Annotated in this window: 28 protein-coding genes; 19 read left to right on the plus strand and 9 right to left on the minus strand. The window is 73.7% G+C overall.

Features of this window, described 5'->3' with window-relative positions:
• Window positions 1-30: 30 nt before the first annotated feature.
• The 3 genes from ACF08D_RS13960 to ACF08D_RS13970 form a co-directional block, all read right to left on the minus strand.
• The gene (locus ACF08D_RS13960) at window positions 31-819 is read right to left on the minus strand and encodes an enoyl-CoA hydratase/isomerase family protein (RefSeq protein ID WP_392222834.1); all 789 of its coding nucleotides are present in this window, start codon (window positions 817-819) and stop codon (window positions 31-33) included.
• Window positions 820-848: 29 nt separating this feature from the next.
• Window positions 849-2,024, minus strand: coding sequence for an adenylate/guanylate cyclase domain-containing protein (locus ACF08D_RS13965; RefSeq protein WP_392222835.1), 1,176 nt, complete (start codon window positions 2,022-2,024; stop codon window positions 849-851).
• A 153-nt stretch (window positions 2,025-2,177) separates the two neighbouring features.
• The gene (locus ACF08D_RS13970) at window positions 2,178-3,041 is read right to left on the minus strand and encodes a biotin--[acetyl-CoA-carboxylase] ligase (protein WP_392222836.1); all 864 of its coding nucleotides are present in this window, start codon (window positions 3,039-3,041) and stop codon (window positions 2,178-2,180) included.
• 111 nt (window positions 3,042-3,152) lie between these two features.
• On the opposite strand from ACF08D_RS13970, the gene ACF08D_RS13975 reads away from it, so the two are divergent.
• The 4 genes from ACF08D_RS13975 to ACF08D_RS13990 all read left to right on the plus strand — a co-directional run bounded on the left by ACF08D_RS13975 (window position 3,153) and on the right by ACF08D_RS13990 (window position 5,812).
• Window positions 3,153-4,754: an acyl-CoA carboxylase subunit beta gene (locus ACF08D_RS13975; RefSeq protein WP_392222837.1), complete on the plus strand. Its 1,602-nt coding sequence runs from the start codon at window positions 3,153-3,155 to the stop codon at window positions 4,752-4,754.
• 8 nt (window positions 4,755-4,762) lie between these two features.
• Complete coding sequence (locus ACF08D_RS13980) at window positions 4,763-4,969, plus strand: acyl-CoA carboxylase epsilon subunit (RefSeq protein ID WP_392222838.1); 207 nt, start codon at window positions 4,763-4,765, stop codon at window positions 4,967-4,969.
• A gap of 80 nt (window positions 4,970-5,049) precedes the next feature.
• Complete coding sequence (mmpB, locus tag ACF08D_RS13985) at window positions 5,050-5,178, plus strand: morphogenic membrane protein MmpB (protein ID WP_392222839.1); 129 nt, start codon at window positions 5,050-5,052, stop codon at window positions 5,176-5,178.
• Window positions 5,179-5,203: 25 nt separating this feature from the next.
• Window positions 5,204-5,812 carry a Maf family protein gene (locus ACF08D_RS13990; RefSeq protein ID WP_392222840.1) on the plus strand — a complete coding sequence of 203 codons (609 nt, stop codon included), beginning with the start codon at window positions 5,204-5,206 and terminating at the stop codon, window positions 5,810-5,812.
• A gap of 11 nt (window positions 5,813-5,823) precedes the next feature.
• On the opposite strand, the gene ACF08D_RS13995 is transcribed toward ACF08D_RS13990, so the two are convergent.
• Window positions 5,824-6,291 (minus strand): hypothetical protein, encoded by a 468-nt coding sequence (locus ACF08D_RS13995; RefSeq protein ID WP_392222841.1) that lies wholly within the window; start codon window positions 6,289-6,291, stop codon window positions 5,824-5,826.
• Window positions 6,292-6,649: 358 nt separating this feature from the next.
• Here ACF08D_RS13995 and ACF08D_RS14000 point away from each other — a divergent pair, with 358 nt between their 5' ends.
• Window positions 6,650-8,404, plus strand: a complete 1,755-nt coding sequence (locus ACF08D_RS14000; protein ID WP_392222842.1) for an acetyl/propionyl/methylcrotonyl-CoA carboxylase subunit alpha — start codon at window positions 6,650-6,652, stop codon at window positions 8,402-8,404.
• A 121-nt stretch (window positions 8,405-8,525) separates the two neighbouring features.
• Window positions 8,526-9,134 (plus strand): TetR/AcrR family transcriptional regulator, encoded by a 609-nt coding sequence (locus ACF08D_RS14005; protein WP_392222843.1) that lies wholly within the window; start codon window positions 8,526-8,528, stop codon window positions 9,132-9,134.
• Between the two features lie 47 nt (window positions 9,135-9,181).
• Here the strand turns inward: ACF08D_RS14005 and ACF08D_RS14010 are convergent, their stop codons facing one another.
• Both ACF08D_RS14010 and ACF08D_RS14015 read right to left on the minus strand, forming a co-directional pair.
• Window positions 9,182-10,144, minus strand: coding sequence for a DeoR/GlpR family DNA-binding transcription regulator (locus ACF08D_RS14010; RefSeq protein ID WP_392222844.1), 963 nt, complete (start codon window positions 10,142-10,144; stop codon window positions 9,182-9,184).
• Window positions 10,145-10,322: 178 nt separating this feature from the next.
• On the minus strand, window positions 10,323-11,762 hold the full coding sequence (locus ACF08D_RS14015; RefSeq protein WP_392222845.1) for an NAD(P)H-quinone dehydrogenase: 1,440 nt from the start codon (window positions 11,760-11,762) through the stop codon (window positions 10,323-10,325).
• 139 nt (window positions 11,763-11,901) lie between these two features.
• Between ACF08D_RS14015 and ACF08D_RS14020 the strand changes: the two genes are divergently transcribed.
• The 4 genes from ACF08D_RS14020 (at window position 11,902) to ACF08D_RS14035 (ending at window position 16,418) form a co-directional block, all read left to right on the plus strand.
• On the plus strand, window positions 11,902-12,339 hold the full coding sequence (locus ACF08D_RS14020) for a gamma-glutamylcyclotransferase (RefSeq protein WP_071965776.1): 438 nt from the start codon (window positions 11,902-11,904) through the stop codon (window positions 12,337-12,339).
• A gap of 204 nt (window positions 12,340-12,543) precedes the next feature.
• Window positions 12,544-13,368, plus strand: coding sequence for a purine-nucleoside phosphorylase (locus tag ACF08D_RS14025; protein WP_392222846.1), 825 nt, complete (start codon window positions 12,544-12,546; stop codon window positions 13,366-13,368).
• Between the two features lie 93 nt (window positions 13,369-13,461).
• On the plus strand, window positions 13,462-15,102 hold the full coding sequence (locus ACF08D_RS14030) for a phospho-sugar mutase (protein WP_392222847.1): 1,641 nt from the start codon (window positions 13,462-13,464) through the stop codon (window positions 15,100-15,102).
• 158 nt (window positions 15,103-15,260) lie between these two features.
• Window positions 15,261-16,418, plus strand: coding sequence for a hypothetical protein (locus ACF08D_RS14035; RefSeq protein ID WP_392222848.1), 1,158 nt, complete (start codon window positions 15,261-15,263; stop codon window positions 16,416-16,418).
• 4 nt (window positions 16,419-16,422) lie between these two features.
• Here ACF08D_RS14035 and ACF08D_RS14040 read toward each other — a convergent pair whose 3' ends face one another.
• The gene (locus tag ACF08D_RS14040; RefSeq protein WP_392222849.1) at window positions 16,423-17,010 is read right to left on the minus strand and encodes a PH domain-containing protein; all 588 of its coding nucleotides are present in this window, start codon (window positions 17,008-17,010) and stop codon (window positions 16,423-16,425) included.
• A gap of 192 nt (window positions 17,011-17,202) precedes the next feature.
• Between ACF08D_RS14040 and deoC the strand changes: the two genes are divergently transcribed.
• From deoC to ACF08D_RS14055, 3 genes are read left to right on the plus strand one after another with little or no spacing between them, the layout of a single operon-like run.
• Window positions 17,203-18,147 carry a deoxyribose-phosphate aldolase gene (deoC, locus tag ACF08D_RS14045; RefSeq protein ID WP_392222850.1) on the plus strand — a complete coding sequence of 315 codons (945 nt, stop codon included), beginning with the start codon at window positions 17,203-17,205 and terminating at the stop codon, window positions 18,145-18,147.
• Window positions 18,148-18,152: 5 nt separating this feature from the next.
• On the plus strand, window positions 18,153-19,586 hold the full coding sequence (locus ACF08D_RS14050) for an aldehyde dehydrogenase family protein (protein WP_392222851.1): 1,434 nt from the start codon (window positions 18,153-18,155) through the stop codon (window positions 19,584-19,586).
• Entirely contained in the window at window positions 19,579-20,487 is a 909-nt protein-coding gene (locus tag ACF08D_RS14055; protein ID WP_392222852.1) for an aldehyde dehydrogenase family protein, read from the plus strand. Before ACF08D_RS14050 ends, ACF08D_RS14055 begins: the two co-directional genes overlap by 8 nt.
• A 99-nt stretch (window positions 20,488-20,586) precedes the next feature.
• Here ACF08D_RS14055 and ACF08D_RS14060 read toward each other — a convergent pair whose 3' ends face one another.
• Complete coding sequence (locus ACF08D_RS14060; RefSeq protein WP_392222853.1) at window positions 20,587-20,949, minus strand: hypothetical protein; 363 nt, start codon at window positions 20,947-20,949, stop codon at window positions 20,587-20,589.
• 120 nt (window positions 20,950-21,069) lie between these two features.
• Between ACF08D_RS14060 and ACF08D_RS14065 the strand changes: the two genes are divergently transcribed.
• Window positions 21,070-21,735 carry a uridine kinase gene (locus ACF08D_RS14065; protein ID WP_392222854.1) on the plus strand — a complete coding sequence of 222 codons (666 nt, stop codon included), beginning with the start codon at window positions 21,070-21,072 and terminating at the stop codon, window positions 21,733-21,735.
• 163 nt (window positions 21,736-21,898) lie between these two features.
• Here the strand turns inward: ACF08D_RS14065 and ACF08D_RS14070 are convergent, their stop codons facing one another.
• The gene (locus ACF08D_RS14070; RefSeq protein WP_392222855.1) at window positions 21,899-22,624 is read right to left on the minus strand and encodes a SigE family RNA polymerase sigma factor; all 726 of its coding nucleotides are present in this window, start codon (window positions 22,622-22,624) and stop codon (window positions 21,899-21,901) included.
• Between the two features lie 149 nt (window positions 22,625-22,773).
• Here ACF08D_RS14070 and afsQ1 point away from each other — a divergent pair, with 149 nt between their 5' ends.
• From afsQ1 to ACF08D_RS14095, 5 genes are all read left to right on the plus strand, one after another.
• Window positions 22,774-23,451: a two-component system response regulator AfsQ1 gene (afsQ1, locus tag ACF08D_RS14075; protein ID WP_392222856.1), complete on the plus strand. Its 678-nt coding sequence runs from the start codon at window positions 22,774-22,776 to the stop codon at window positions 23,449-23,451.
• Entirely contained in the window at window positions 23,448-25,022 is a 1,575-nt protein-coding gene (locus ACF08D_RS14080) for an ATP-binding protein (protein ID WP_392222857.1), read from the plus strand. Before afsQ1 ends, ACF08D_RS14080 begins: the two co-directional genes overlap by 4 nt.
• The gene (locus ACF08D_RS14085) at window positions 25,009-25,623 is read left to right on the plus strand and encodes a hypothetical protein (RefSeq protein ID WP_392222858.1); all 615 of its coding nucleotides are present in this window, start codon (window positions 25,009-25,011) and stop codon (window positions 25,621-25,623) included. The genes ACF08D_RS14080 and ACF08D_RS14085 overlap by 14 nt, the downstream gene beginning before the upstream one ends.
• A 99-nt stretch (window positions 25,624-25,722) precedes the next feature.
• Window positions 25,723-26,301, plus strand: a complete 579-nt coding sequence (locus ACF08D_RS14090; RefSeq protein WP_392222859.1) for a VanZ family protein — start codon at window positions 25,723-25,725, stop codon at window positions 26,299-26,301.
• An 80-nt stretch (window positions 26,302-26,381) separates the two neighbouring features.
• Window positions 26,382-26,582 (plus strand): PspC domain-containing protein, encoded by a 201-nt coding sequence (locus ACF08D_RS14095; RefSeq protein ID WP_073753831.1) that lies wholly within the window; start codon window positions 26,382-26,384, stop codon window positions 26,580-26,582.
• The last annotated feature ends 55 nt before the right edge of the window (window positions 26,583-26,637 follow it).

A 26,637-nucleotide genomic window follows, 5' to 3' on the forward strand; every position in this document is an offset into this window, starting at 1 on the left:
CCGGTGACCGCCCGGCCGCACCCCGGCGGCTCACTCCCCCGGCCACTGCGGCTTCCGCTTCTCGTTGAAGGCCGCCACACCCTCCGCGCGGTCGCCCGAGAAGGCCACCGACCGCCACGCCGCGTCCTCCACCTCCAGGCCGGCCCGCAGGTCCAGCCCGTGCCCCAGCCGCATGGCCCGCTTGGCCGCCCGCAGCCCGACCGGCGAGTTCGCCGCGATCTCCGCCGCCAGCTCCAGCGCGCCGGTCCGGGCGTCCGCCACCAGCCGGTCCACCAGGCCCAGCGCCGCCGCCTCGTCCGCCGTCACCCGGCGCGCGGTGAAGACCAGCTCGGCCGCGCGCGCGGCCCCGACCCGGCGCGGCAGCAGCTGCGTACCGCCGCCGCCGGGGATCACGCCCACCGACACCTCCGGCAGCCCGACGACCGCCGTCGCGTCGGCCACGATCAGGTCGCAGGCGAGCGCCAGCTCGAAGCCGCCGCCCAGCGCGAAGCCGTGCACGGCGGCCACCGTCGGCATCGGCAGCTCCAGCACGCCGGTGTACGCCCCGCGCGCGAGCGGCCGCTGGCGCACCAGCTCGGCGTCGGTGAGGGAGTTGCGCTCCTTGAGGTCGGCGCCGACGCAGAACGCCCGGTCGTGGGAGGAGGTCAGCACGGTCACCCGGACCGCCCGGTCCTCGGCGAGGGCGGCGCAGGCGGCGCCGAGGGAGCGGGCCATCTCCGTCGAGACGGCGTTCATGGCCTTGGGCCGGTCGAGCACCAGCTCCGCCACGTGCTCATGGCGGCGTACGGCGACGAACTCCCCGAAGCGCTCCTCGGACATGTGTGACCCACCCTCCCGGTTAACGAACGTTAGCGACCGCTGTCCGGGATCCTAGGCTCCCGGCGCGTCAGCAGCCAGGGTTCGATCACCCCGAGGCCGCGCACCGGGCGCTGCCACATGGGCTGGAGGGCGAAGCGGTACGCGGCGGCGGGCGGGGTCTCGCCCTCCTTCTCGGCGCGGGCCGCCTCCTCGGCGGCACGGGCCTCGGACTCCGGCGCCTCGCCGGTGCGCGCCAGCTCCTCGGCGAAGGCCCCGTCGACCAGGACCGCGTCCTTGGGGGCTATCGAGGTGAGCCGGCTCGCCAGGTTCACCGTCGTGCCGAAGACGTCGCCCATCCGGGTCGTCACCGTGCCGAAGGCGATGCCCACGCGGAGCGCCGGCATGGTCTCGTCGTGGGTGAGGGTCTCGATCAGCCGCAGCGCGATCTCGGCGGCGGTGCCGGCGTCGTCGGCCGCGTAGAGCACCTCGTCGCCGAGGGTTTTGATCAGCCGCCCGCCGTGCGCGGCGACCAGGTCGGCCGAGGTGGTCTCGAACGCCTCGACCAGCTCGCCCAGCTCCTCCTCCTCCAGCCGCCGGGTGAGCCGGGTGAAGCCGACCAGGTCCGCGAAGCCGACCGCGAGGCGCCGGTCCACCATCTCCTCGTCGTCGGCGGCCTGCACCACCCGGCCGGTCGCGGCGGCGAGCTGCCGCCGCCACACGTACACCAGGAACTCCTGGAGCTCCGGCAGGAGCAGCTCGACCAGCGGGTATGTGACCTCCGTGCGGGTCATCCCCGGCTCGGGCGGCTCGGTGAGGCCCTCCAGGAAGGAGTCGATCTGCCATTCGGCCAGCCGGGCGGTGGTCTGGCCGGTGGACCGGGCCACCTGCACCGCCATCGGCTCGCTCAGCAGGCCCGCCTCGACCAGACCGGCCAGCCGCCGCAGGGCCAGCACGTCGGCCTCCGTGAGGGCCTTGGCCTGCCCGATGTCGGCGAAGCCCATGGCCCGCCAGAACCGGGAGGCCAGGTCCATGGAGACGCCCGCGGTGCGGGCCGCCTGGAAGGGCGTGTAGCGGCGCTCGGCGCCCAGGATCAGCTGCTCCAGCCGGATCGCCAGGGGGTCGTCGGTCGGCTCCGCCGTGTGGTCGACGACATGGTGGGGGGTGGGGTACTCCGCCCCGCCCGGTCCGGATCCGGACCCGCCCGAGTTCGCGTCGTCGACGGTCACCGGCCGCCTCCTGCCCGTTCCCTGCGCACTGTCCTGCCGATCTGTAGCTGGATCGCGGTCCACGATACGGCAGGTGTGCCCTGGCTCACGTCCCGACGGCGCAGGTCGTGTCCGGTCCGGGCGCCGCGCCGCCCGGAGCCGTACCGTCCGGTCTCAGGCCCCCTGGCGCAGGTGGACCACGTCCCCGGCGCCCACGGCCTCCGGCCGCCCGCCGGGCGGGGCCACCACCAGGCGGCCGTCGCCGTCGACGGCGACCGCCTCGCCGGTGAGGGTCCGGTCGCCCGGCAGCTCGGCGCGCACGGTGCGGCCGAGGGTCGCGCAGCCCGCGGCGTACGCCTCCTGGAGGCCGCTCGCGGCGGGGTCGCCGCCCGCCGCCGTCCACCTGCCGTACCACTCCTCCAGCGCGCGCAGCACGGCCCGCAGCAGCGGGTCGCGGTCGGTGGAGACGGCGTCCGCCAGCAGCAGCGAGCCGGCGGTGGGGACGGGCAGCTCCTCGGCGCGCAGCGAGACGTTGACGCCCAGGCCGACGACGACGCCGTGGTCGCCGGCGCGCTCGGCGAGGATGCCGCCGGTCTTGCGCTCCTCCTTGCCGTCCGGGCCGGCCACCTTCACCAGGAGGTCGTTGGGCCATTTCAGTGCCATGTCGGTGCCGGCGGCGCGGGCCAGGCCGGTGGCGGCGGCGACCCCGGCGAGCAGCGGCAGCCAGCCGAGGCGGCCGGCCGGCACGTCCGGCTTGAGCAGGACGGAGAAGAACAGGCCGGAGCGGGCGGGCGCGGACCAGGTGCGGTCCAGCCGGCCGCGCCCCGCCGTCTGCTCCTCGGCGACGAGCACGGCGCCCTCGGGCAGGGAGGCGGCGCGGGCGCCGAGGTCGGAGTTGGTGGAGCCGGTGGCGGGCACCACGTCGAGCGAGGTCCACAGGGCACCGGGGCGCACGAGGGCGCGGCGCAGCGAGGCGGCGTTCAGGGGCGGCCGGTCGAGGTCCGACCACGGGCTCCCTGCCGGGGAAGAGGGCGTCATGCAAGCCAGCGTAGGTGTGGTAAACACCGCACTGCCGAACGGTGTCGCCCGCCGATACGCTACGGATCAGTAGCCACCTCACCCCGTGACCAGGCAGGGAGCCGCATCCCGATGTCCGAGCCGGCCAAGCTCCAAGAGCCCCAGAACACCGACATCCACACGACCGCGGGGAAGCTCGCGGATCTCCGGCGCCGTATCGAGGAGGCGACGCACGCGGGCTCCGAGCGCGCGGTCGAGAAGCAGCACGCCAAGGGCAAGCTGACCGCGCGGGAGCGGATCGCGCTGCTCCTGGACGAGGGGTCGTTCGTCGAGCTGGACGAGTTCGCCCGGCACCGCTCGACCAGCTTCGGCCTGGAGGCCAACCGGCCGTACGGGGACGGGGTCGTCACCGGGTACGGCACGGTCGACGGCCGCCCGGTGGCGGTGTTCTCGCAGGACTTCACGGTCTTCGGCGGGGCGCTCGGCGAGGTGTTCGGGCAGAAGATCGTCAAGGTGATGGACTTCGCCCTGAAGACCGGCTGCCCGGTGATCGGCATCAACGACTCCGGCGGCGCCCGCATCCAGGAGGGCGTCATGGCCCTCGGGATGTACGGCGAGATCTTCCGCCGCAACACCCATGCCTCGGGCGTCATTCCGCAGATCAGCCTGGTCGTCGGCCCGTGCGCCGGGGGCGCGGTCTACTCCCCCGCCATCACGGACTTCACGGTGATGGTCGACCGGACGTCGCACATGTTCATCACCGGCCCCGACGTCATCAAGACGGTCACCGGCGAGGACGTGGGCTTCGAGGAGCTGGGCGGCGCCCGCACGCACAACACCACCTCGGGCGTGGCGCACCACATGGCGGGCGACGAGAAGGACGCCATCGAGTACGTCAAGTCCCTGCTGTCGTACCTGCCGTCGAACAACCTCTCCGAGGCGCCCGCCTTCCCCGAGGAGGCGGACCTGGCGCCGAGCGACGAGGACCTGGAGCTGGACGTCCTGATCCCGGACTCGGCGAACCAGCCGTACGACATGCACCGGATCGTCGAACACGTGCTGGACGAGGGCGAGTTCCTGGAGACGCAGGCGATGTTCGCGCCGAACATCGTCACCGGCTTCGGACGGGTCGAGGGGTACCCGGTCGGGATCGTCGCCAACCAGCCGATGCAGTTCGCCGGCTGCCTGGACATCAACGCCTCGGAGAAGGCGGCCCGGTTCGTCCGCACCTGCGACGCGTTCAACATCCCGGTCCTGACGTTCGTCGACGTACCGGGCTTCCTGCCGGGCGTCGACCAGGAGTACGGCGGGATCATCCGGCGCGGCGCCAAGCTCATCTACGCGTACGCCGAGGCGACCGTCCCGCTGATCACGGTCATCACCCGCAAGGCGTTCGGCGGCGCGTACGACGTGATGGGCTCCAAGCACCTGGGCGCCGACCTCAACCTGGCGTGGCCCACCGCGCAGATCGCGGTGATGGGCGCGCAGGGAGCGGTCAACATCCTGCACCGGCGGGCCATCGCGGAGGCGGAGGACGTCGAGGGGACCCGGGCCCGGCTGATCCAGGAGTACGAGGACGCCCTGCTCAACCCGTACACCGCGGCCGAGCGCGGCTATGTCGACGCGGTGATCATGCCGTCCGAGACACGGGCGCAGATCGTCAGGGGCCTGCGTCAGCTGCGGACGAAGCGGGAAAACCTGCCCCCGAAGAAGCACGGCAACATCCCTCTGTGAGGAGCCTCATGATCAAGGTCGTACGGGGCAACCCGACCCCCGAGGAGCTGGCCGCCGCCCTGGCGGTGGTCCGGGCGCGCGCCGCCGCCGTCGCGGACGCGCCCGGCGGTCCGGCGCGCGCCCCAGAGGGCTGGTCGGACCCGGCGAGGATCGCCCGCACCCCCCGCCCCCACCCGGGCCCCCGGGCCTGGACCCGCTCCTTCTGGCCCGCGTAGCGCCCCCGGGGCCCGCACGGGGCCGCGCCTGAGTACGCGTACTCAGGCGCGGCCCCGGCCAACGGCCGCAGGATCGGAGGATGCTGTGGTCCGACCCCGAGAACGAACCCCCCGAGGAGATGCGCGCCATGCAGGCCATGCTGCGCCGGGCGGGCATCCTGCTGGCGCTGGCGATGGTCCTGGCGATGTTCGTGGTGGGCCTGCACTGACCGCGCGGTCCGTACGATGGCGGCCATGACCGACCCTCAGCGCCGCCGTCTCGTGCTGGCCTCCGCGTCCCCCGCCCGCCTCCAGCTGCTGCGCCGGGCGGGCCTCGCCCCCGAGGTGATCGTCAGCGGGGTCGACGAGGACGCCTTCACCGCCCCCACCCCCGCCGAGCTGGCCCTCGCGCTCGCCGAGGCCAAGGCCGCCCATGTGGCGGCCCGGCCCGAGGCCGCCGGCGCGCTGGTCATCGGCTGCGACTCGGTGCTGGAGCTGGACAAGCGGGCCCTGGGCAAGCCCGCCGACGCCGAGGAGGCCACCGCCCGCTGGAAGGCCATGCGGGGCCGCGCCGGCATCCTCCAGACCGGCCACTGCGTGTACGACACGGCGGCGAAGCGGTACGCCTCCGCGACCGCGTCCACCCTGGTCCGCTTCGGCGAGCCGTCGGACGAGGAGATCGCCGCGTACGTGGCCAGCGGCGAACCCCTCCATGTGGCCGGGGCGTTCACCCTGGACGGCCGCTCGGCGCCCTTCATCGACGGCATCGACGGCGACCCGGGCAATGTGATCGGGCTGTCGCTGCCGCTGCTGCGCCGGCTGCTGGCCGAGCTGGGGGTGGGCATCACCGAGCTGTGGGGCTGAGCCCCGGCCCGTCACGCGGGGGCCGCGCCGCCGCCCTCCGCGGGCCGTACCGGTTCCGCGGCCGGCGGCGCGGGCTCCCCGCCCGCCTCCGGCGCGTACAGCACCAGCGAGGCGACGACCAGTCCCAGCACCACCATCATCAGGACGAAGGCGCCCCAGCCGACCAGCCCGACCGTCAGGGCGCCCAGCACGCCGTGCGTGATCGCGCAGGACACCAGCAGGATCCGGGTGGGGCGGCCCGGCACCCGGTCGCGGACGCCCGTGCGCAGCAGGAGCACCCCGCACAGCGCCAGGTACGCCCCGAAGACCAGGCCCATGACCCGGATGGCGGTGACCATCAGCCCCGGGTCCAGCCCGTCGAGCGACATCCGCTGACCGCCCATGACCTCGGCGAGGACCATGTGCAACAGCACCAGCCCCGCCGCCTCCAGGACCAGCACGGTCCCGGCCGCCAGCGCCATCGGTCTGCGGGCCACCATGGGCGTCTCCCTGCCTGTCTACCTGCCCCGACGAGTCCGTACGAACGACAGCGCGCACGCTACTGACTGGTAAACCCCGGGACAAGGGTTCCGGCGGGCCGGCAAAGAATCATTCGGCCATTCGTAGGGACTCCACAAAGAAACGGGACGGGTCGCTGACCTTCAAGACAGCGACCCACGACCCGCCCGAGCGTTAGTGTTCCGGCAGGAAGCCCTGCGTAACGTGGTGCGACAAGGGATTTCAGGACTCCACTACGCCTCGAATCACGCTCCGTGTGGGCAAGCTCACCATTGGGGACGGGTCGAAAGGCCGTGTCGGCTGTCCCTAAACTCAGCTTGTTTCAAGGAGGGAGCCATCGTGCGCAAGGTGCTCATCGCCAACCGTGGCGAAATCGCTGTCCGTGTCGCCCGTGCCTGCCGGGACGCCGGGATCGCGAGCGTAGCCGTCTACGCCGATCCTGACCGGGACGCCCTGCACGTCCGCGCGGCCGACGAGGCGTTCGCCCTGGGCGGTGACACCCCGGCCGCCAGCTACCTGGACATGGCGAAGGTGCTCCAAGCCGCCGCCGACTCCGGTGCCGACGCCGTCCACCCGGGGTACGGATTCCTCTCCGAGAACGCGGAGTTCGCCCAGGCCGTCCTCGACGCGGGGCTGACCTGGATCGGCCCGCCGCCGCAGGCGATCCGGGACCTGGGCGACAAGGTCGCCGCCCGGCACATCGCCCAGCGCGCCGGCGCCCCGCTGGTGGCGGGCACGCCCGACCCGGTGTCCGGCGCCGACGAGGTCGTCGCCTTCGCCGAGGAGCACGGCCTGCCCATCGCCATCAAGGCCGCCTTCGGCGGTGGCGGGCGCGGTCTGAAGGTCGCCCGCACCCTCGAAGAGGTCCCGGAGCTGTACGACTCCGCCGTCCGCGAGGCCGTCGCCGCCTTCGGCCGGGGCGAGTGCTTCGTGGAGCGCTACCTCGACAAGCCGCGGCACGTGGAGACCCAGTGCCTGGCCGACCAGCACGGCAACGTGGTCGTCGTGTCGACGCGTGACTGCTCCCTGCAGCGCCGCCACCAGAAGCTGGTCGAGGAGGCCCCGGCGCCGTTCCTCTCGGCCGAGCAGAACGCCGAGCTGTACCGGGCGTCCAAGGCCATCCTCAAGGAGGCCGGCTACGTCGGCGCCGGCACCGTGGAGTTCCTCGTCGGCCTCGACGGCACGATCTCCTTCCTGGAGGTCAACACCCGTCTCCAGGTCGAACACCCGGTCACCGAGGAGGTCACTGGCATCGACCTGGTCCGCGAGATGTTCCGCATCGCGGACGGCGAGGAGCTGGGCTACGACGACCCGGCGGTGCGCGGCCACTCCTTCGAGTTCCGCATCAACGGCGAGGACCCGGGCCGGAACTTCCTGCCCGCCCCCGGCACCGTCACCACCTTCACCCCGCCCACCGGCCCGGGCGTCCGCCTGGACGCGGGCGTGGAGTCCGGCAGCGTCATCGGCCCCGCCTGGGACTCGCTGCTCGCCAAGCTGGTCGTCACCGGCGCCACCCGTGAGCAGGCCCTCCAGCGGGCCGCGCGGGCGCTGGCCGAGTTCCAGGTCGAGGGCATGGCCACCGCCATCCCGTTCCACCGCGCGGTGGTGGTCGACCCGGCGTTCACCTCCGACCCGTTCCGCATCCACACCCGGTGGATCGAGACCGAGTTCGTCAACGAGATCAAGCCCTTCGCCGCCCCGGCCGACACCGAGACGGACGAGGAGCCCGGCCGCGAGACCGTCGTCGTCGAGGTCGGCGGCAAGCGCCTGGAGGTCTCGCTGCCGTCCTCGCTGGGCATGAGCCTGGCCCGTACGGGTCTGGCCGCGGGCGCCAAGCCCAAGCGCCGCGCCGCCAAGAAGTCCGGCTCGGCCGCCTCCGGCGACACCCTCGCCTCCCCGATGCAGGGCACGATCGTCAAGGTCGCGGTCGAGGAGGGCCAGCAGGTGGAGGAGGGCGACCTCATCGTCGTCCTGGAGGCCATGAAGATGGAGCAGCCGCTCAACGCCCACCGCGCCGGCACCGTCAAGGGCCTGGCCGCGGAGGTCGGCGCGTCGGTGACGTCCGGCGCCCCGATCTGCGAGATCAAGGACTGACCGGGCCCCACCGCCCGTCCGAGGGGCCCGCCGGCACACGCCCGGCGGGCCCCTCGCCCTGTGTGCGATGGCATCCTGGGAGGCGGACGGGGGGCGGTACGGGTACGAGGAGGAGCGCCCGATGGGGACGAGCACGGCGGTGGACGGAGCGGCGGCCGACGGGACCGCGGGCGCGCCGCGCCCCATGCGCGCCGACGCCCGCCGCAACTACGAGCGGCTGCTCGCCGAGGCGCGGGCCGCCTTCGCCGAGCACGGCACCGACGCGTCGCTGGAGGACGTCGCCCGCCGCGCCGGCGTCGGGATCGGCACGCTCTACCGGCACTTCCCCAACCGGCACGCGCTGATGAACGCGGTCTTCCAGGACGCCCTGCACACCCTGCTGGAGCGGTCGCGGGACCTGGCCGGGGCGGACGAGCCGTGCACGGCGCTCGTGGAGTGGCTGCGCGCCATCGTCACTCACGCGGGTGAATACCGGGGGCTGGCGCGGGCGCTGATGTCGGCGACGCACGACGCCAGCTCGGCGCTGTCGCAGTGCAGCATGCCGATGTGCGAGGCGGGCGAGCGGCTGCTGGTACGGGCCCAGGAGGCCGGTGCGGTCCGGGCGGACGTGTCGATCGGTGACCTGATGCAGCTCACCAACGCCATCGCCCTGGCCGCCGAGCAGACCCCGGACGACCCCGAGCTGGCCGACCGGCTGCTGACGCTGACGCTCCGGGGCCTCAAGCCGTAGGAGCCGCGGGGCCCGCGGCGGCCGGGGACGGGCCGCCGCCGCACCCGTCAGCGGCGGCGCAGGTCCGCCACCCGGGCGCCGCGCTCCGGGGGCTGGCCGTCCGCCGCGAGGCCACGGAGCTGGGCCCCGCCGGGGTGCCGGCCGCGCTGTCCCGGCAGCGGCACGTCCCGGCGGGCCTGGGCCTGGCGGCCGGGGGGCGGCCCGCCGTCCGCGCCCGCCGCCCCGGGGGCGGCGCCGGCCACGGTGACCTGGACGCCCTGGTCGGCGAGGGCCTGGAGCTCGGTGCCCGCCCGGTCGTCGTGGCCGGGCGGCTCGTCGGTGACCAGCCGGGTGATCAGGTCCGTCGGCACGGTCTGGAACATGGTGTCCGTGCCGAGCTTGGTGTGGTCGGCCAGCACGACGACCTCCGCCGCGGCCTGCACCAGCGCCCGGTCGACGCTGGCCGACAGCATGTTGGAGGTGGACAGCCCGCGCTCGGCGGTGAGCCCGCTGCCGGACAGGAACGCCCGGGAGACCCGCAGCCCCTGGAGCGACTGCTCGGCCCCGCTGCCCACCAGCGCGTAGTTGGAGCCGCGCAGGGTGCCGCCGGTCATGACGACCTCCACCCGGTTGGCGTGGGCCAGCGCCTGGGCGACGAGCAGGGAGTTGGTGACGACGGTCAGCCCGGGGACCCGGGCGAGCCGGCGGGCCAGCTCCTGGGTGGTCGTCCCGGCCCCGACCACGATCGCCTCGCCCTCTTCGACGAGTCCGGCGGCCACGTCGGCGATGGCCGTCTTCTCGGCGGTCGCGAGATGGGATTTCTGCGGGAAGCCGGACTCTCGCGTAAAACCGCCCGGCAGCACCGCACCGCCGTGCCGGCGGTCGAGGAGTCCTTCTGCCTCCAGCGCCCGCACGTCACGCCGCACGGTCACTTCGGAGGTCTGGACGACGCGGGCGAGCTCTCGGAGCGATACCGCCCCGTTGGCGCGCACCATTTCAAGGATCAACTGACGACGTTCAGCAGCGAACACGAAACTGACAGTAACCCCAGCGACCGTTTCTTTGCAGCGGTATGCGCCTATTACGGGAAGTTGCGAACAGACGGACCCGCCAAGTGGTATAGGCGGGCCCGTCCGGGAACGTGCCGTGATCGATCGATGTCCCGACTTGCCGGGGGTTGCCGGGTGTTGTCCGGCGCCGGGCGGCGGATCAGGACTCGGCGGCCGTCTTCCGGGTGTGCAACTGTCGTGCCACCTCGGCGATCGAGCCGGACAGGGACGGGTACACCGTGAAGGCGTTTGCGATCTGTTCCACCGTCAGGTTGTTGTCGACCGCGATCGAGATGGGGTGGATCAGCTCGCTGGCGCGCGGCGCGACGACACAGCCGCCGACCACGATGCCGGTGCCCGGCCGGCAGAAGATCTTGACGAAGCCGTCCCGGATGCCCTGCATCTTGGCCCGGGGGTTGCGCAGCAGCGGCAGCTTCACACAGCGGGCGTCGATCTTCCCGGCGTCCACGTCCGCCTGGGTGTGGCCGACGGTGGCGATCTCCGGGTCGGTGAAGACGTTGGAGGAGACGGTCTTGAGGTTGAGCGGGGTCACCGCGTCGCCGAGGAAGTGGTACATCGCGATCCGGCCCTGCATCGCGGCCACCGAGGCGAGCGCGAACACACCGGTGACGTCACCGGCCGCGTAGACACCGGGCGCCGAGGTCCGCGAGACCTTGTCCGTCCAGATGTGGCCGGACTCCTTGAGCCGTACGCCGGCCTCCTCCAGCCCCATCCCGGCGGTGTTGGGGATGGCGCCGACCGCCATCAGGCAGTGCGTGCCGGAGATGACCCGGCCGTCCGCGAGGGTGACCTCCACCCGGTCGCCGACGCGCTTGGCCGACTGGGCCCGGGAGCGGGCCATCACGTTCATCCCGCGGCGCCGGAAGACGTCCTCCAGCACCGCCGCCGCGTCCGGGTCCTCGCCCGGCAGCACCCGGTCGCGCGAGGAGACCAGGGTGACCCGCGAGCCCAGCGCCTGGTAGGCACCGGCGAACTCGGCGCCGGTGACACCGGAGCCGACCACGATCAGCTCCTCGGGCAGCTCGTCGAGGTCGTACACCTGCGTCCAGTTGAGGATCCGCTCGCCGTCCGGGAGGGCGTCGGGGATCTCGCGCGGGTGGCCGCCGGTGGCGATGAGCACCGCGTCGGCGGTGAGCGTCTCCTCGGTGCCGTCGGCGGCGGTGACGATCACCTTGCGGGAGCCGTCCACCGGCTGGCGGCCGTCGAGCCGGCCCCGGCCCCGCACCACCCGCGCGCCCGCGCGGGTGACGGAGGCGGTGATGTCGTGCGACTGCGCCAGCGCGAGCCGCTTCACCCGGCGGTTCACCTTGCCGAGGTCCACGCCGACGATCCGGGCGGCCTGCTCGATGTGCGGGGTGTCGTCGGCGACGATGATGCCGAGCTCCTCGTGCGAGGAGTCGAAGGTGGTCATCACCTCGGCCGTGGCGATGAGGGTCTTCGAGGGGACACAGTCGGTCAGTACGGACGCTCCGCCGAGGCCGTCGGTGTCGACGACGGTCACCTCCGCGCCGAGCTGGGCGCCCACCAGGGCCGCCTCGTATCCGCCGGGTCCGCCACCGATGATCACGATCCGGGTCACAGGGGTTACGCCTCGCGCTCTCTCACGGCAGGGGGGCACGTACGTACCCCATTGTCCCGCACGGCCCGGTGTGCTTCCCGCCCGGGGCCCTCCAACCTGAACCAGCGCCCACCCCCGGCCCTCCCGTACCCTCGGTCCCATGTCGCTCTACGCCGCGTACGCCGGCAACCTCGACGCGCGGCTGATGACCCGCCGCGCCCCGCATTCCCCGCTGCGCGGCACGGGCTGGCTCAACGGCTGGCGGCTGACGTTCGGCGGCGAGCAGATGGGCTGGGAGGGCGCGCTGGCCACCATCGTGGAGGCGCCGCGCTCCCAGGTGTTCGTCGCGCTGTACGACATCGCCCCCATGGACGAGGACTCCATGGACCGCTGGGAGGGCGTCGGCCTCGACATCTACCGCCGGATGCGGGTGCGGGTGCACACCCTGGACGGCGAGGAGCCCGCCTGGGTGTACGTCCTCAACGGGTACGAGGGCGGTCTGCCGTCCGCCCGCTACCTGGGCGAGATCGCGGACGCGGCGGAGTCGGCGGGGGCGCCGCACGACTATGTGATGGAGCTGCGCAAGCGGCCCTGCTGACGCCCGGCGGGGAGCCCGGCCCGGGGCCCCTTGTCGGAAACGACAAGGCAACGATCCGGGGTCCGTGGGCATCGTCATCTACGCGCGTAGGCAACTTCGGGCTACGCTCTGATGCGTACTGCATATTTTCCGGGGCCGGCCCCCGGACCCCCGGTCCTCCACAGCGGTCCGGGGCGACTGTTACTTCGCGAGGCGAGAGACTCTGTGAACGCAACTGCCACCCCGGACCACCTCCAGGGCGACCCCTACGCCGCCGCCGCCGACGCCGCCGCGCGCCTGCGCGAGCTGACCGGGGCCGACACCCACGACGTCGCCCTGGTGATGGGCTCCGGCTGGGCCCCGGCCGTCGACGCGCTCGGCGCGCCCGACGCCGAGTTCCCGGTCACCGAGCTGCCCGGCTTCCCGCCCCCGGCCGTCGAGGGCCACGGCGGCAAGATCCGCTCGTACAGCATCGGCGACAAGCGCGCGCTGGTCTTCCTGGGCCGTACGCACTACTACGAGGGCCGCGGCGTCGCCGCCGTCGCCCACGGGGTGCGCACCGCCGTCGCCGCGGGCTGCAAGACGGTCGTGCTGACCAACGGCTGCGGCGGCCTGCGCGAGGGCATGCGCCCCGGCCAGCCGGTCCTGATCAGCGACCACCTCAACCTGACGGGCGCCTCGCCGATCGTCGGCGCGAACTTCGTGGACCTCACCGACCTGTACTCGCCGCGTCTGCGCGCGCTGTGCCAGGAGGTCGACGCGACGCTGGAGGAGGGCGTGTACGTCCAGTTCCCCGGCCCGCACTACGAGACCCCGGCCGAGATCAACATGGTCCGCGTCCTCGGCGGCGACCTGGTCGGCATGTCGACCGTCCTGGAGGCCATCGCGGCCCGTGAGGCGGGCGCGGAGGTGCTCGGCATCTCGCTGGTGACCAACCTGGCGGCGGGGCTCTCCGGCGAGCCGCTGAACCACGAGGAGGTCCTCCAGGCGGGCCGCGACTCCGCGGCGCGGATGGGTGAGCTGCTGACGCGGGTCCTGTCCCGCATCTGATCCCCGGGCGCCGGGGGGCGGGCGGCCCCGGCGGCGCCCGCCCCACCGGCGGCCCCCGGCCATCGACACCCACCAGCCAGGAAGGCAGACACCGTGCAGCAGAACCTCATCGCGCAGGCGGAGGCGTGGCTCGCCGAGGACCCCGACCGCGAGACGCGCGACGAGCTCGCGAAGCTGATCGAGGCCCGTGACCTGGACGAGCTGGCCGTCCGGTTCGGCGGCACGCTCCAGTTCGGCACCGCCGGGCTGCGCGGCGAGCTGGGCGCCGGGCCCATGCGGATGAACCGGTCCGTGGTGATCCGCGCCGCCGCCGGCCTCGCCGCGTACCTGAAGGCGGAGGGCCACACCGGCGGCCTGGTGGTCATCGGCTACGACGCCCGCTACAAGTCCGCCGACTTCGCGCGGGACACCGCCGCCGTGATGGTCGGCGCCGGGCTGCGCGCCGCGATCCTGCCGCGCCCGCTGCCGACGCCCGTCCTGGCGTACGCCATAAGGCACCTGGGCGCCGTCGCCGGGGTCGAGGTGACCGCCAGCCACAACCCGCCCCGCGACAACGGCTACAAGGTCTACCTGGGCGACGGGTCGCAGATCGTGCCGCCCGCCGACACAAAGATCGCCGCCGAGATCGCCGCGATCGCGAGCCTGCACGGCGTACCGCGCGCCGAGGACGGCTGGGAGACCCTCGGGGACGAGGTCCTGGAGGCGTACCTGGCGCGTACGGACGCCGTGCTGAGCCCCGGGTCCCCGCGGACCGCGAACGTCGTCTACACGGCCATGCACGGCGTCGGCAAGGACGTGGTGCTCGCCGCCTGGGAGCGCGCCGGGTTCCCCGCGCCGACCCTGGTGGCGGAGCAGGCCGAGCCGGACCCGGCCTTCCCGACCGTGGCGTTCCCCAACCCGGAGGAGCCGGGCGCGATGGACCTGGCGTTCGCCACCGCCCGCGCGGCCCGGCCGGACATCGTCATCGCCAACGACCCGGACGCCGACCGGTGCGCCGTCGCCGTGCCGCACGAGGGCGACTGGCGCATGCTGCGCGGCGACGAGGTGGGCGCGCTGCTGGCGGCCCACCTGGTCGACAAGGGCGTCACCGGCACCTTCGCCGAGTCGATCGTGTCGTCGAGCCTGCTGGGCCGGATCGCCGGGGCGGCGGGCCTGCCGTACGAGGAGACGCTGACCGGCTTCAAGTGGATCGCCCGCGTCGAGGGCCTGGCGTACGGCTACGAGGAGGCGCTGGGCTACTGCGTCGACCCGGGCGGGGTGCGCGACAAGGACGGCATCACCGCGGCGCTGCTGGTCGCCGAGCTGGCGTCGGTGCTCAAGGAGCGCGGCCGGACCCTCACCGACCTGCTGGACGACCTGGCGGTCACGCACGGGCTGCACGCCACCGACCAGCTGTCGGTCCGCGTGGAGGACCTGAGCGTCATCGCGAACGCCATGCGCCGGCTGCGCGAGCAGCCGCCGGCCGCGCTGGCCGGGCTGGCGGTGGCGTCCGCCGAGGACCTCACCCGGGGGACCGACAGGCTGCCGCCCACGGACGGCCTGCGCTACCACCTGGACGGCGCGTACCAGGCGCGCGTCATCGTCCGCCCCAGCGGCACCGAGCCCAAGCTGAAGTGCTACCTGGAGGTCGTCGTCCCGGTCGCCGGCGCCGGCGAGCTGGCCGCCGCCCGGGCGAAGGGCGACGAGGTGCTGGCCGCGATCAAGCGGGACCTGGCGGCGGCGGCCGGCATCTGACGACCGCGGGCGGGGGCCCGTACGGGTGAATTCCGTGCGGCGGCTCTCGCACGGCTCCGGCCGGTACCGGGGGTCACCGAGCAAGGTGACCCCCGGTACCGCAGCCGAGCCCCTGGAGCGCCACCGTGCCGCCGTCGGTGATCATCCCGCGCCCTGCCGTGCCCGCGTCGCGCCGGCCGCCCTCCCCGGCGGGCGGGGGCGTCCGGGAGCGGACGGCCCGCTCGCTGCGGTACGCGGCGCCGGCGCTGCTCGGGTACCTCGCGGTGCGGCTCCTGGGGCTGCTGGTGCTGGCGCGGTGGGCGCACCTCAAGGGGCACGGCGTGTGGCCGGTGCTCGCCTCGTCCTGGGACTCGAACTGGTACCTGGGCATCGCCGACCACGGCTACCAGGACCGGCTGGGCACCGCGTACGACTCCAACAACCTGGCGTTCTTCCCGCTGTACCCGGTGCTGGTCAAGGCGGTCGCGGGGGTCACGCCCGGCTCGCGGGCGTCGGTGGGGCTGGTCCTGGCGGTGGTGTGCTCGCTGGTCGCGGCGTGGGGTGTCTTCGCGGTCGGCGACCGGCTGTACGGGCGCCGGGCGGGGACCGCGCTGGCGGTGCTCTGGGGCGCGCTGCCGGTCGGGGCCGTCCAGTGGATGGGCTACACCGAGTCGCTGTTCACCGCGCTCGCCGCCTGGGCGCTGTACGCGGTGCTGACCGGGCGCTGGTACGCCGCGGCGGCGCTGGCGGTGCTCGCCGGGCTGACCCGCCCCACCGGGATCGCCCTGGCCGCCGCGGTGACGGTGGCGGGGCTGGCGGCGGCGGTCCGCACGCGCGCGTGGCCGCCGCTGGCCGCCGCGCTGGCGGCCCCGCTGGGCTGGCTGGGGTTCGTGGCGTGGGTGGGGGTCCGGCTGGGCCGCTGGGACGGCTACTTCGCGGTCCAGCGGCTGTGGCGCAACACCTGGGACGGCGGCGCGGACACCCTGCGCGAGATGCGGGAGCTGCTGGCCTACGACCGGACGCCGCAGCTCTTCCTGGTGGCGGTGTCGGCGGTGATGGTGGCGTCGGTGGTGCTGTACGCGCTGTGCCTGGCGGACCGCCAGCCGCCGGTGCTGCTGGTGTTCTGCGGGGTGCTGCTGCTGGTGGTGCTGGGCAGTGGCGGGGTGTACTTCCCGCGCGCCCGGTTCCTGCTGCCCGCGTTCCCGCTGCTGGCGCCGGCGGCGGTGGCGGTGGCCCGGGCGCGGCCGGTGGTGGCGGCGCTGGCGCTGGGCTCGGCGGCGCTGTCGTCGGCGTGGCTGGGCGGCTACATGCTGCTGGTGTGGGCGGGGCCGCCGTGAGGGGTCAGACCACCAGGGCGGCGATCAGCCCGGCGAGTCCGGCGAGGGCGGGCGCGATGATCTCGTACGCCCAGCGGACGGTGACGTCGCCCTGGGCGGTGGGCCGGGTGGCGCCGCGCTCGGCCAGTTCGCGCAGGTCGGCGACGGTCTGGTCGGCACCGGCGCTCGGTGCGGCCTCCGGGTCGCCGCCGCCCGCGCGGTCGGCCCGGCGGGCGGCCTTCTTGCGCTCGCGCAGCGACACGGGCACGGCCCAGAGCTGGTAGACGGTGCCGTCGCCGGTCACGACCTCGCTGGAGTACCCGGCGCGCACGACGGCGACCGCCGCCCAGGGCAGCGTGATGGTGCGGAAGGGGTTGCGCACGCGCAGCCGGTCGTCGCCGGCGTACACCACGGGCCGGAAGGTGAAGGCGGCGATCAGCGGCACCACGAGCAGGAGCCCCGCGGCGGCGATCCAGCGGACCCGACCCTCGCCGGTGGCCAGGGCGTCGCCCCCGATCCAGGCGGCGAACCCGAGCAGCAGCAGGCCGCCCACGATCCCCGCGGTGGAGCGGTAGGACCGGTCGGCGTACGTGGGCTCCTGTGGGCTCGTCATGCGGCCGATTCTGCCGCACGGCCCGGGCGTCCACCCGGCCGGAGGGCCGTTGCGCCCGGGGACGGTGTCGCGGGCCGCGCCACGCGTGCGTGACGGACCTCACGCCACCCGGGGCCACCAGCGGTTTTGTCCGGCCCCGGGATTCGGGGCTGTACAGGCCGCTACGCGCGTAGATATGCTCAAGTGGTGACCATGCCCACTGCATCCGCATTCGCTGACGTGACCGCGTCCGACAGCACACTGCGCCGCTTCCTCCACGGGCTGCCCGGCGTCGACGCCGTCGGCCTGGAAGCGCGCGCCGCGTCTCTCGGCACCCGCTCGATCAAGACCACGGCCAAGGCGTACGCCATCGACCTGGCCATCTCGATGATCGACCTGACGACGCTCGAAGGCGCGGACACCCCGGGCAAGGTCCGGGCGCTCGCCGCCAAGGCCGTCAACCCCGATCCGACCGACCGCACGACGCCCCGCACCGCCGCCGTCTGCGTCTACCCCGACATGGTGGCGACCGCGAAGGCCGGCCTGGCCGGTACGGACGTCAAGGTCGCCTCCGTGGCGACCGCCTTCCCCGCGGGCCGCGCCGCCCTCGACGTGAAGCTGGCCGACACCCGGGACGCCGTCGCGGCCGGGGCGGACGAGATCGACATGGTGATCGACCGCGGCGCGTTCCTCGCGGGCGACTACCTGAAGGTGTACGAGGAGATCGTGGCCGTGAAGGAGGCCTCGGGCGACGCGCGCCTGAAGGTCATCTTCGAGACCGGCGAGCTGTCCACGTACGACAACATCCGCCGCGCGTCCTGGCTCGGCATGATCGCGGGCGCGGACTTCATCAAGACCTCGACCGGCAAGGTGGGGGTCAACGCCACCCCGGCGAACACGCTGCTGATGCTGGAGGCGGTCCGCGACTTCCGCGCGCAGACCGGGGTGCAGGTCGGGGTGAAGCCCGCGGGCGGCATCCGGACCACCAAGGACGCCATCAAGTTCCTGGTCCTGGTCAACGAGACCGCGGGCGAGGACTGGCTGGACAACCACTGGTTCCGGTTCGGCGCGTCGAGCCTGCTCAACGACCTGCTGATGCAGCGTCAGAAGCTGGCCACCGGACGTTACTCCGGTCCCGACTATGTGACGGTGGACTGATCACGATGACCAAGTTCGAGTACGCACCCGCCCCCGAGTCCCGCTCGGTCGTCGACATCGCGCCGTCCTACGGCCTGTTCATCGACGGCGAGTTCACCGACGCCGCGGACGGCAAGGTCTTCAAGACCGTCTCCCCCGCCACCGAGGAGGTCCTCTCCGAGGTCGCCCGCGCCGGGGCCGAGGACGTCGACCGGGCCGTGAAGGCCGCCCGCCGGGCGTTCGGGACGTGGTCGGCGCTGCCGGGCGCCGAGCGCGCCAAGTACCTCTTCCGCATCGCCCGGATCATCCAGGAGCGCAGCCGCGAGCTGGCCGTCCTGGAGACCCTGGACAACGGCAAGCCGATCCGGGAGACCCGCGACGCGGACCTCCCGCTGGTCGCCGCGCACTTCTTCTACTACGCGGGCTGGGCCGACAAGCTGGACCACGCCGGGTACGGCGCGAACCCGCGCCCGCTGGGCGTGGCCGGCCAGGTCATCCCGTGGAACTTCCCGCTGCTGATGCTCGCGTGGAAGATCGCCCCGGCGCTCGCCACCGGCAACACCGTGGTGCTCAAGCCCGCCGAGACGACCCCGCTGTCGGCGCTGTTCTTCGCGGACGTCTGCCGCCAGGCGGGCCTGCCGAAGGGCGTCGTCAACATCCTCCCGGGCTACGGGGACGCGGGCGCCGCGCTCACCGAGCACCCGGACGTGAACAAGGTCGCCTTCACCGGCTCCACCGCGGTCGGCAAGGCCATCGCCCGCCAGGTCGCCGGCACCCGCAAGAAGGTCACCCTGGAGCTGGGCGGCAAGGGCGCCAACATCGTCTTCGACGACGCCCCGATCGACCAGGCCGTCGAGGGCATCGTCACCGGCATCTTCTTCAACCAGGGCCAGGTCTGCTGCGCGGGCTCCCGCCTCCTGGTCCAGGAGTCGGTCCAGGACGAGCTGCTGGACGCCCTCAAGCGGCGCCTGTCCACGCTGCGCCTCGGCGACCCGCTGGACAAGAACACCGACATCGGCGCGATCAACTCGGCCGAGCAGCTCGCCCGCATCACGGCCCTCGCCGAGACGGGCGCGGCGGAGGGCGCCGAGCGCTGGTCCCCGGAGTGCGAGCTGCCTTCCTCGGGCTACTGGTTCGCCCCCACGCTGTTCACCAACGTCACCCAGGCGCACACCATCGCCCGGGACGAGATCTTCGGCCCGGTCCTGTCGGTGCTGACGTTCCGTACGCCGGACGAGGCCGTCGCCAAGGCCAACAACAGCCAGTACGGCCTGTCCGCCGGCATCTGGACGGAGAAGGGCTCCCGCATCCTCGCGGTGGCGAGCAAGCTCCGCGCCGGTGTCGTCTGGGCCAACACGTTCAACAAGTTCGACCCGACCTCGCCCTTCGGCGGCTACAAGGAGTCGGGCTTCGGCCGCGAGGGCGGCCGCCACGGCCTGGAGGCGTACCTCGATGTCTGACACCCACGAGCACAACCGTCTGAGCGTCTTCAAGACCTACAAGCTGTACGTCGGGGGCAAGTTCCCCCGCAGTGAGAGCGGCCGGGTGTACGAAGTGCAGGACCACAAGGGCAAGTGGCTGGCCAACGCGCCGCTCTCCTCCCGCAAGGACGCCCGTGACGCGGTCGTCGCGGCGCGCAAGGCGTTCGGCGGCTGGTCGGGCGCGACCGCGTACAACCGCGGCCAGGTCCTCTACCGGGTGGCCGAGATGCTGGAGGGCCGCAAGGGCCAGTTCACGCACGAGGTGGCGCACGCGGAGGGGCTGTCCAAGTCCAGGGCGGCCGCGGTCGTCGAGGCGGCCGTCGACCGCTGGGTCTGGTACGCGGGCTGGACCGACAAGATCGGCCAGGTCGTGGGCGGGGCGAACCCGGTCGCGGGCCCGTACTTCAACCTGTCCACCCCGGAGCCGACCGGTGTCGTCGCGGTCGTCGCCCCGCGCGAGTCGTCCTTCCTGGGCCTGGTCTCCGTCGTCGCCCCGGTGATCGCCACCGGCAACACCGCGATCGTCGTCGCCTCCGAGAAGGCCCCGCTGCCCGCGCTGTCGCTGGGCGAGGTGCTGGCCACCTCGGACCTGCCGGGCGGTGTCGTCAACGTCCTGTCGGGCAGGGCGGCCGAGATCGCCGCGCCGCTGGCCGCGCACCAGGACGTCAACGCCATCGACCTGACGGGCGCGGACGCGGAGCTGGCCCGCGAGCTGGAGATCGCCGCCGCGGACAACCTCAAGCGGGTCCTGCGCCCCCAGGCCGTGGACGGCGAGGACTTCACCGCCGACCCGGGCACCCACCGCCTGACCGCGTTCCTGGAGACCAAGACGGTCTGGCACCCCACCGGCTCCCTGGGAGCCTCCGGTTCCGCGTACTGACCGGGACCCCGCAGGCGAACGGCCCCGCCTCCCCTCCGTCCGGGGGAGCCGGGGCCGTTCCCGTACGCCGGGGCCGTTCCCGTACGTACGTCGGGCGTCCTAGCCGGGGACCACGCCGCCCAGCAGCGGGCCGGCGACCGGCAGCTGGGGCGCGCTGGTCACCGAGCCGGTCAGCGCCGTGGTGTCCAGCGGCCGGAAGTCGGCGACCTGGGTGCCCACGCCGTTGTCGAGCGGGTCGACCCCGGTGCCCGCCAGCGGGTTGACCTTCAGGTTCTTGGCCACGCCCGTCACATGCGGCACCGCGCCCATGGTGCCCTCCAGGGCGGCCTGGGGGTCCGTCTTCGGGAGCTGGGGCACCTGCGGCGGCTGCACCACGGCATGCGCGGCGCCCCCGGTGACCCCGAGGGCGGCGCCCAGCGCCGAGACGGTGAGCCCGGCCCTCAGCAAGGTCTGACGTGTCATGGAAGCTCCTGCCGGCTGCGTAACGTGTCGGGTACGCACCGTATTTGAGATGTGATGCTGGATACCAACGAGCCCCCGGCGGGGTAACCCGACCGGGTCAATGGTTCAGACTGGTGTCCCGTGAGTTCCCAAACCGCCCCGGCCCGCGTCGTTCTGCTCACGGGTCCCTCCGGCTCCGGCAAGTCCTCCCTCGCGGCGCGCAGCGGCCTGCCCGTGCTGCGCCTCGACGACTTCTACAAGGAGGCCGGCGACCCGACCCTCCCCCTCGTCCCCGGAAGCCGGGACGTCGACTGGGACTCCCCGCTGTCCTGGGACGCGGACGGCGCCGTGGCCGCCATCGCCGAGCTGTGCGCCACCGGGCGCACGTCCGTGCCGGTGTACGACATCGCCACCAGCTCGCGCGTCGACCGCGAGGTCCTCGACATCGAGCGCACCCCGCTGTTCGTGGCCGAGGGGATCTTCGCGGCCGACATCGTCGACCGGTGCCAGCACCTCGGAGTCCTCGCGGACGCCCTGTGCCTGCGCGGCCGGCCGTCCACCACCTTCCGCCGCCGGCTGCTGCGGGACCTGCGCGAGGGGCGCAAGTCGGTGCCGGTGCTGCTGCGCCGGGGGTGGCGCCTGATGCGCGCCGAACGCGCGATCGTCACCCGCCAGACCGCCCTGGGCGCCCACCCCTGCGACAAGGCCGAGGCGCTGGGCCGACTGGCCGCCGCCGCGGCCGGCCGCCGCCGGACGCCGGCCACCGCCGTGCCCGCCCCGGCGGACCGCGCGCCGGAACCGGCGTAACGCGCCCGCGGAAGCCCGCGCGGCGCGTCACCCGGACGCGGCGAAGGGCCGGACAGGACCCCCCGTCCTGTCCGGCCCTTCACCATGTCCCCCGTGAGCCCCCCTCGGCCCCCGTTTCCCCGGCGCCCCCCGGCGTCCTCCGGGGCCCCCGTTCCCCCCGCCCTCAGGCCACGAGCTGGCCGAAGGACTCCTCCTCGTCACGGCCGAAGCTGAGGACCTCGTCCTCGCGCAGCCGGCGCAGGGAGCGCCAGATGCTCGACTTCACCGTGCCGACACTGATGTCCAGGATGTCCGCGATCTCCGGGTCCGTACGGCCTTCGTAGTAGCGCAGCACCAGCATGGTGCGCTGCAGTTCGGGCAGCCGGGCGAGCGCCTGCCAGAGCACGGCGCGCAGCTCGGTGCCGCGCATCGCGTCGGTGTCGCCGGCGGACTCGGGGAGTTCCTCGGTGGGGTACTCGTCGATCTTCCGCCGCCGCCAGGCGCTGATGTGCAGGTTCGTCATGGTGCGGCGCAGGTAGCCGCCGACCGCCGCCTTGTCGCTGATGCGCTCCCAGGCGCGGTACGTCGAGAACAGCGCGCTCTGCAGCAGGTCCTCGGCCTCGAACCGGTCGCCGGTGAGGTGGTAGGCGGTGGCGTACAGGGAGGCGCGGCGCTCCCTCACATAGGCGGTGAACTCCGCCTCGGTGAGGCTGGTCCGCTCCCCCGCGCCCTCCCCGTACCCCGCTCCCCCGTCAGCCACGGCGACCATGTAGGGCGCCTTGTGGTGCTGACGCCCGGCGCTGCGAACACACCCCCGCACGTTCACCGCGCCGGACTTCTCCGTGCTCCGCGTGACGTCGTGGAGACGCGTGACAACTGCGCTTGAGGTGGTGCTGTGCAGTGCGTTCATCGCGCGCCCCCCGTCGTTTGGAGTCTGCTTCGGTTCGTGTGCCAACGAGCTTGCCCGGGGCACTTCATAGCGGTGTCCCCCGACTGTCACAGAGCTGTCACAGGCCCCGGCGGTCGAACTGTCCGGCCACGATGGGACAGAATGACGGCGTGCCTTTCCTGTTGCTGATCGAGGACGACGATTCCATCCGCACGGCCCTCGAACTCTCGCTGTCGCGCCAGGGCCACAAAGTGGCCACCGCGGCGACGGGCGAGGACGGCCTGCAGCTGCTGCGCGAGCAGCGGCCGGACCTGATCGTGCTGGACGTGATGCTGCCCGGCATCGACGGCTTCGAGGTGTGCCGGCGCATCCGGCGCACCGACCAGTTGCCGATCATCCTGCTGACCGCGCGCAGCGACGACATCGACGTGGTCGTCGGCCTGGAGTCGGGGGCGGACGACTATGTCGTCAAGCCGGTGCAGGGCCGGGTGCTGGACGCGCGGATCCGGGCGGTGCTGCGGCGCGGCGAGCGCGAGTCGACGGACTCGGCGACCTTCGGGGCGCTGGTGATCGACCGGTCGGCGATGACGGTGACGAAGAACGGCGAGGACCTGCAGCTGACGCCGACGGAGCTGCGGCTGCTGCTGGAGCTGTCCCGCCGCCCCGGCCAGGCCCTGTCCCGGCAGCAGCTGCTGCGGCTGGTGTGGGAGCACGACTACCTCGGCGACTCGCGGCTGGTGGACGCGTGCGTGCAGCGGCTGCGGGCGAAGGTGGAGGACGTGCCGTCCTCGCCGACGCTGATCCGTACGGTCCGCGGTGTGGGTTACCGGCTGGACGTGCCTGCGTGAGGCGGACGAGTCTGCGGCTGCGCCTGGTCGTGGTCTTCGCCCTGGTCGCGCTGACGGCGGCGGCCTCCGCGTCGGGGATCGCGTACTGGCTCAATCGCGAGGCGGTGCTCCAGCGCGCGCAGGACTCGGCGCTGAACAACTTCCGCCAGGAGATGCAGCGGCGGGCGGCGACGCTGCCGCTGCGGCCGACGGAGGAGGAGCTGCGGCGGACGGCGGAGGAGATGTCGTCCGGCGGTGTGGGGTACGGGGTGGTGCTGCTGGGCGAGCGGGCCCGGGGCAAGCCGATCGTGGGGGTGTCGGACCCGGACCGGTTCACCATGGACGACGTGCCGATGTCGCTGCGGGCCGCGGTGAACGAGCGGCAGGAGCTGACGGACGGCAACGACTTCCCGTACCACCTCTACTGGCAGCGCACGGAGCGGGACGGCACGCCGTACCTGGTGGGCGGGACGCGGATCGTGGGCGGCGGGCCGACGGGCTACATGTTCAAGTCGCTGGAGCCGGAGCGGCAGGACCTGAACTCGCTGGCGTGGTCGCTGGGCATCGCGTCGGCGCTGGCGCTGATCGTCTCGGCGCTGCTGGCGCAGGCCGCGGCGACGACGGTGCTGAAGCCGGTGCACCGGCTGGGCGAGGCGGCGCGGCGGCTGGGCGAGGGTGAGCTGGAGACCCGGCTGCGGGTGTCGGGCACGGACGAACTGGCCGATCTGTCGCGGACGTTCAACAGCGCGGCGGAGAGCCTCCAGAAGAAGGTCGCGGACATGAGCGCCCGGGAGGAGTCCAGCCGCCGCTTCGTCGCCGACATGTCGCACGAGCTGCGGACGCCGCTGACCGCGCTGACCGCCGTGACGGAGGTGCTGGAGGAGGAAGAGGACGCCCTCGACCCGATGATCGCGCCCGCCGTGAAGCTGGTGGTCAGCGAGACGCGGCGGCTGAACACGCTGGTGGAGAACCTGATGGAGGTGACCCGCTTCGACGCGGGCACGGCCCGGCTGGTGCTGGACGACGTGGACGTCGCCGACCAGGTGACGGCCTGCGTGGACGCGCGGGCCTGGCTGGACGCGGTGGAGCTGGACGCCGAGCGCGGCATCATGGCGCGGCTCGACCCGCGCCGCCTCGACGTGGTGCTGGCCAATCTGATCGGCAACGCCCTGAAGCACGGGGGGTCGCCGGTGCGGGTGTCGGTGCGCACGGCGGAGGACGACCTGTTCATCGAGGTCCGGGACCACGGGCCGGGCATCCCCGAGGACGTCCTGCCGCATGTCTTCGACCGGTTCTACAAGGCGAGCGCCTCCCGGCCGCGGTCGGAGGGCTCGGGTCTCGGGCTGTCGATCGCCATGGAGAACGCGCTGATCCACGGCGGTGACATCACGGCGTCCAACTCGCCGGACGGCGACGGGGCGGTGTTCGTGCTGCGGCTGCCGCGCGACGCGTCGCGGACGGCCGACGGCACGAGCGGTACGCCCGGTACGGCCGGTTCCGGCGGTGAGGGCGGCGCTACCGGTGGTACGGCGGGCGGTGCGGCGGGCGGCCGGGAGGAGCGACGGGAGGGTGGCGGTGATGGCGGTGCGTGAGCGGCGCGGCGCGGTCGCGCTCGCGGTGGTGGCCCTGGTCGCCGCGCTGGCCTCGGGGTGCGGCATCCGCACCACGACGGTGCCGGTGGACGCGGGGGCCGCGCCGTCGCGGCTGCCGTGCAGCGTGTCCGGCGGGACGATGGCGTCCGGGGCGCAGGCGCAGCCGGTGCCGGTCCGGGTGTATCTGGTGTGCGCCTCCGGGATGGAGGCGGTGGACCGGTCGATCGCGGAGACCGGCGACAAGAACCCGGCGGCCAATCGGGTCCTGGTGGCCCGGGCGCTGCTGAACCAGCTGCTGGCCGAGCCGGCGGCGAGCGAGCGGGAGGCGGGGTTCGCCACCTCGGTGCAGGGGCCGCTGACGGTGTCGGCGGGGCGGCCGGGCGACCCGGCGGGGACGCTGCGGCTGAGCCGCCAGCCGGAGGACCTGCCGGCCGCGGCGCTGGCCCAGATCGTGTGCACGTTCGCGGAGAACGGCACGGTGGCGTCCGGGAGTTCGGCGGTGCTCGGCGGCCCGGGGTCGTACCCGGTACGGCGCTACGCCTGTACGGCCGGGCTGAAGGAGCGCCCGGACTCGGCGGTGCCCACCCGCCCGGTGTCCTGACCGGCGCCTGACGGTGCGGGTCCGGCGGGCGGCGGTGCGGGGCCCGGCGGGGCGGGGTGGAGCGGAACCGATCCTGCCGGTGGGTGCGTCTTGGGGGGCGTGCAGCGTCATGGTTCGGGCGGCAGTGCCGTCATCCGCTTCCGCGTGGCGGGGCTCGTCCTCCTCGTCGCCCATCTGGTGCTCGTGGGGTGGCTGACGCTCCGGCCGCGCGACGTGATGTGGGTGACGGCGGCGAATCTGGAGCCGCTGGCGGGGATCAGGGCCGATCTGGCGCTGAGCCCGCTGGAGGCGGCGAGACGGATCGGCGAGGGCCTGGCGCTGCTGGCGCCGCTCGGGGTGCTGCTGCCCATGGCGGGCGGACGGCTGGACGTGTCCCCCTGGGCGTCCCTCGCGCGTACGGTGATGGCCGGCCTGGTGGTGTCGCTGGGCATCGAGCTGGGGCAGACCGCGATCCCGGGGCGGGTCGTGGACGTGGACGCGCTGCTGCTGAACACCGCGGGGGTGGCGCTGGCGCACCTCGCGGTGGTGCCCGCGTGGCGGAGCCGGCTGCGGCGCCGGGAGCGGCCCGGCGGGTCCGAGGGGCACGGCGGGGGCCGGGGCCGGACGGTGGCCGTCCTCCGGGAGGACGTCCCTCAGGGTGGCACCCCGAGGATTCCCAGGGTCGGTATCGCCCCGTAGTCCGACGTTTTGTCCCCCGCCTCGGGGCGAGGATGAGAGTACGGAACGCAACGACGACGCCTCTCGCGAAGGAGCCCACCATGGCCGCACTCGTCCGCCCCCGTGACGGCAAGATGATCGGCGGGGTGTGCGCAGCGCTCGCCCGGCGCTTCGGCACCTCCGCGACGACGATGCGGGTGATCTTCGTGGCCTCGTGCCTGCTGCCGGGGCCGCAGTTCCTGCTCTACCTGGCGCTGTGGATACTGCTGCCGTCGGAGAAGGCCGCCAAGCCGGCCTGGTAGTCACCGGCCGCGCACGCGAGGGGGCGCCCACCATTGCCGGTGGGCGCCCCCTTCC

This window comes from Streptomyces sp. NPDC015131, assembly GCF_043079975.1.
Lineage (GTDB): Bacteria > Actinomycetota > Actinomycetes > Streptomycetales > Streptomycetaceae > Streptomyces.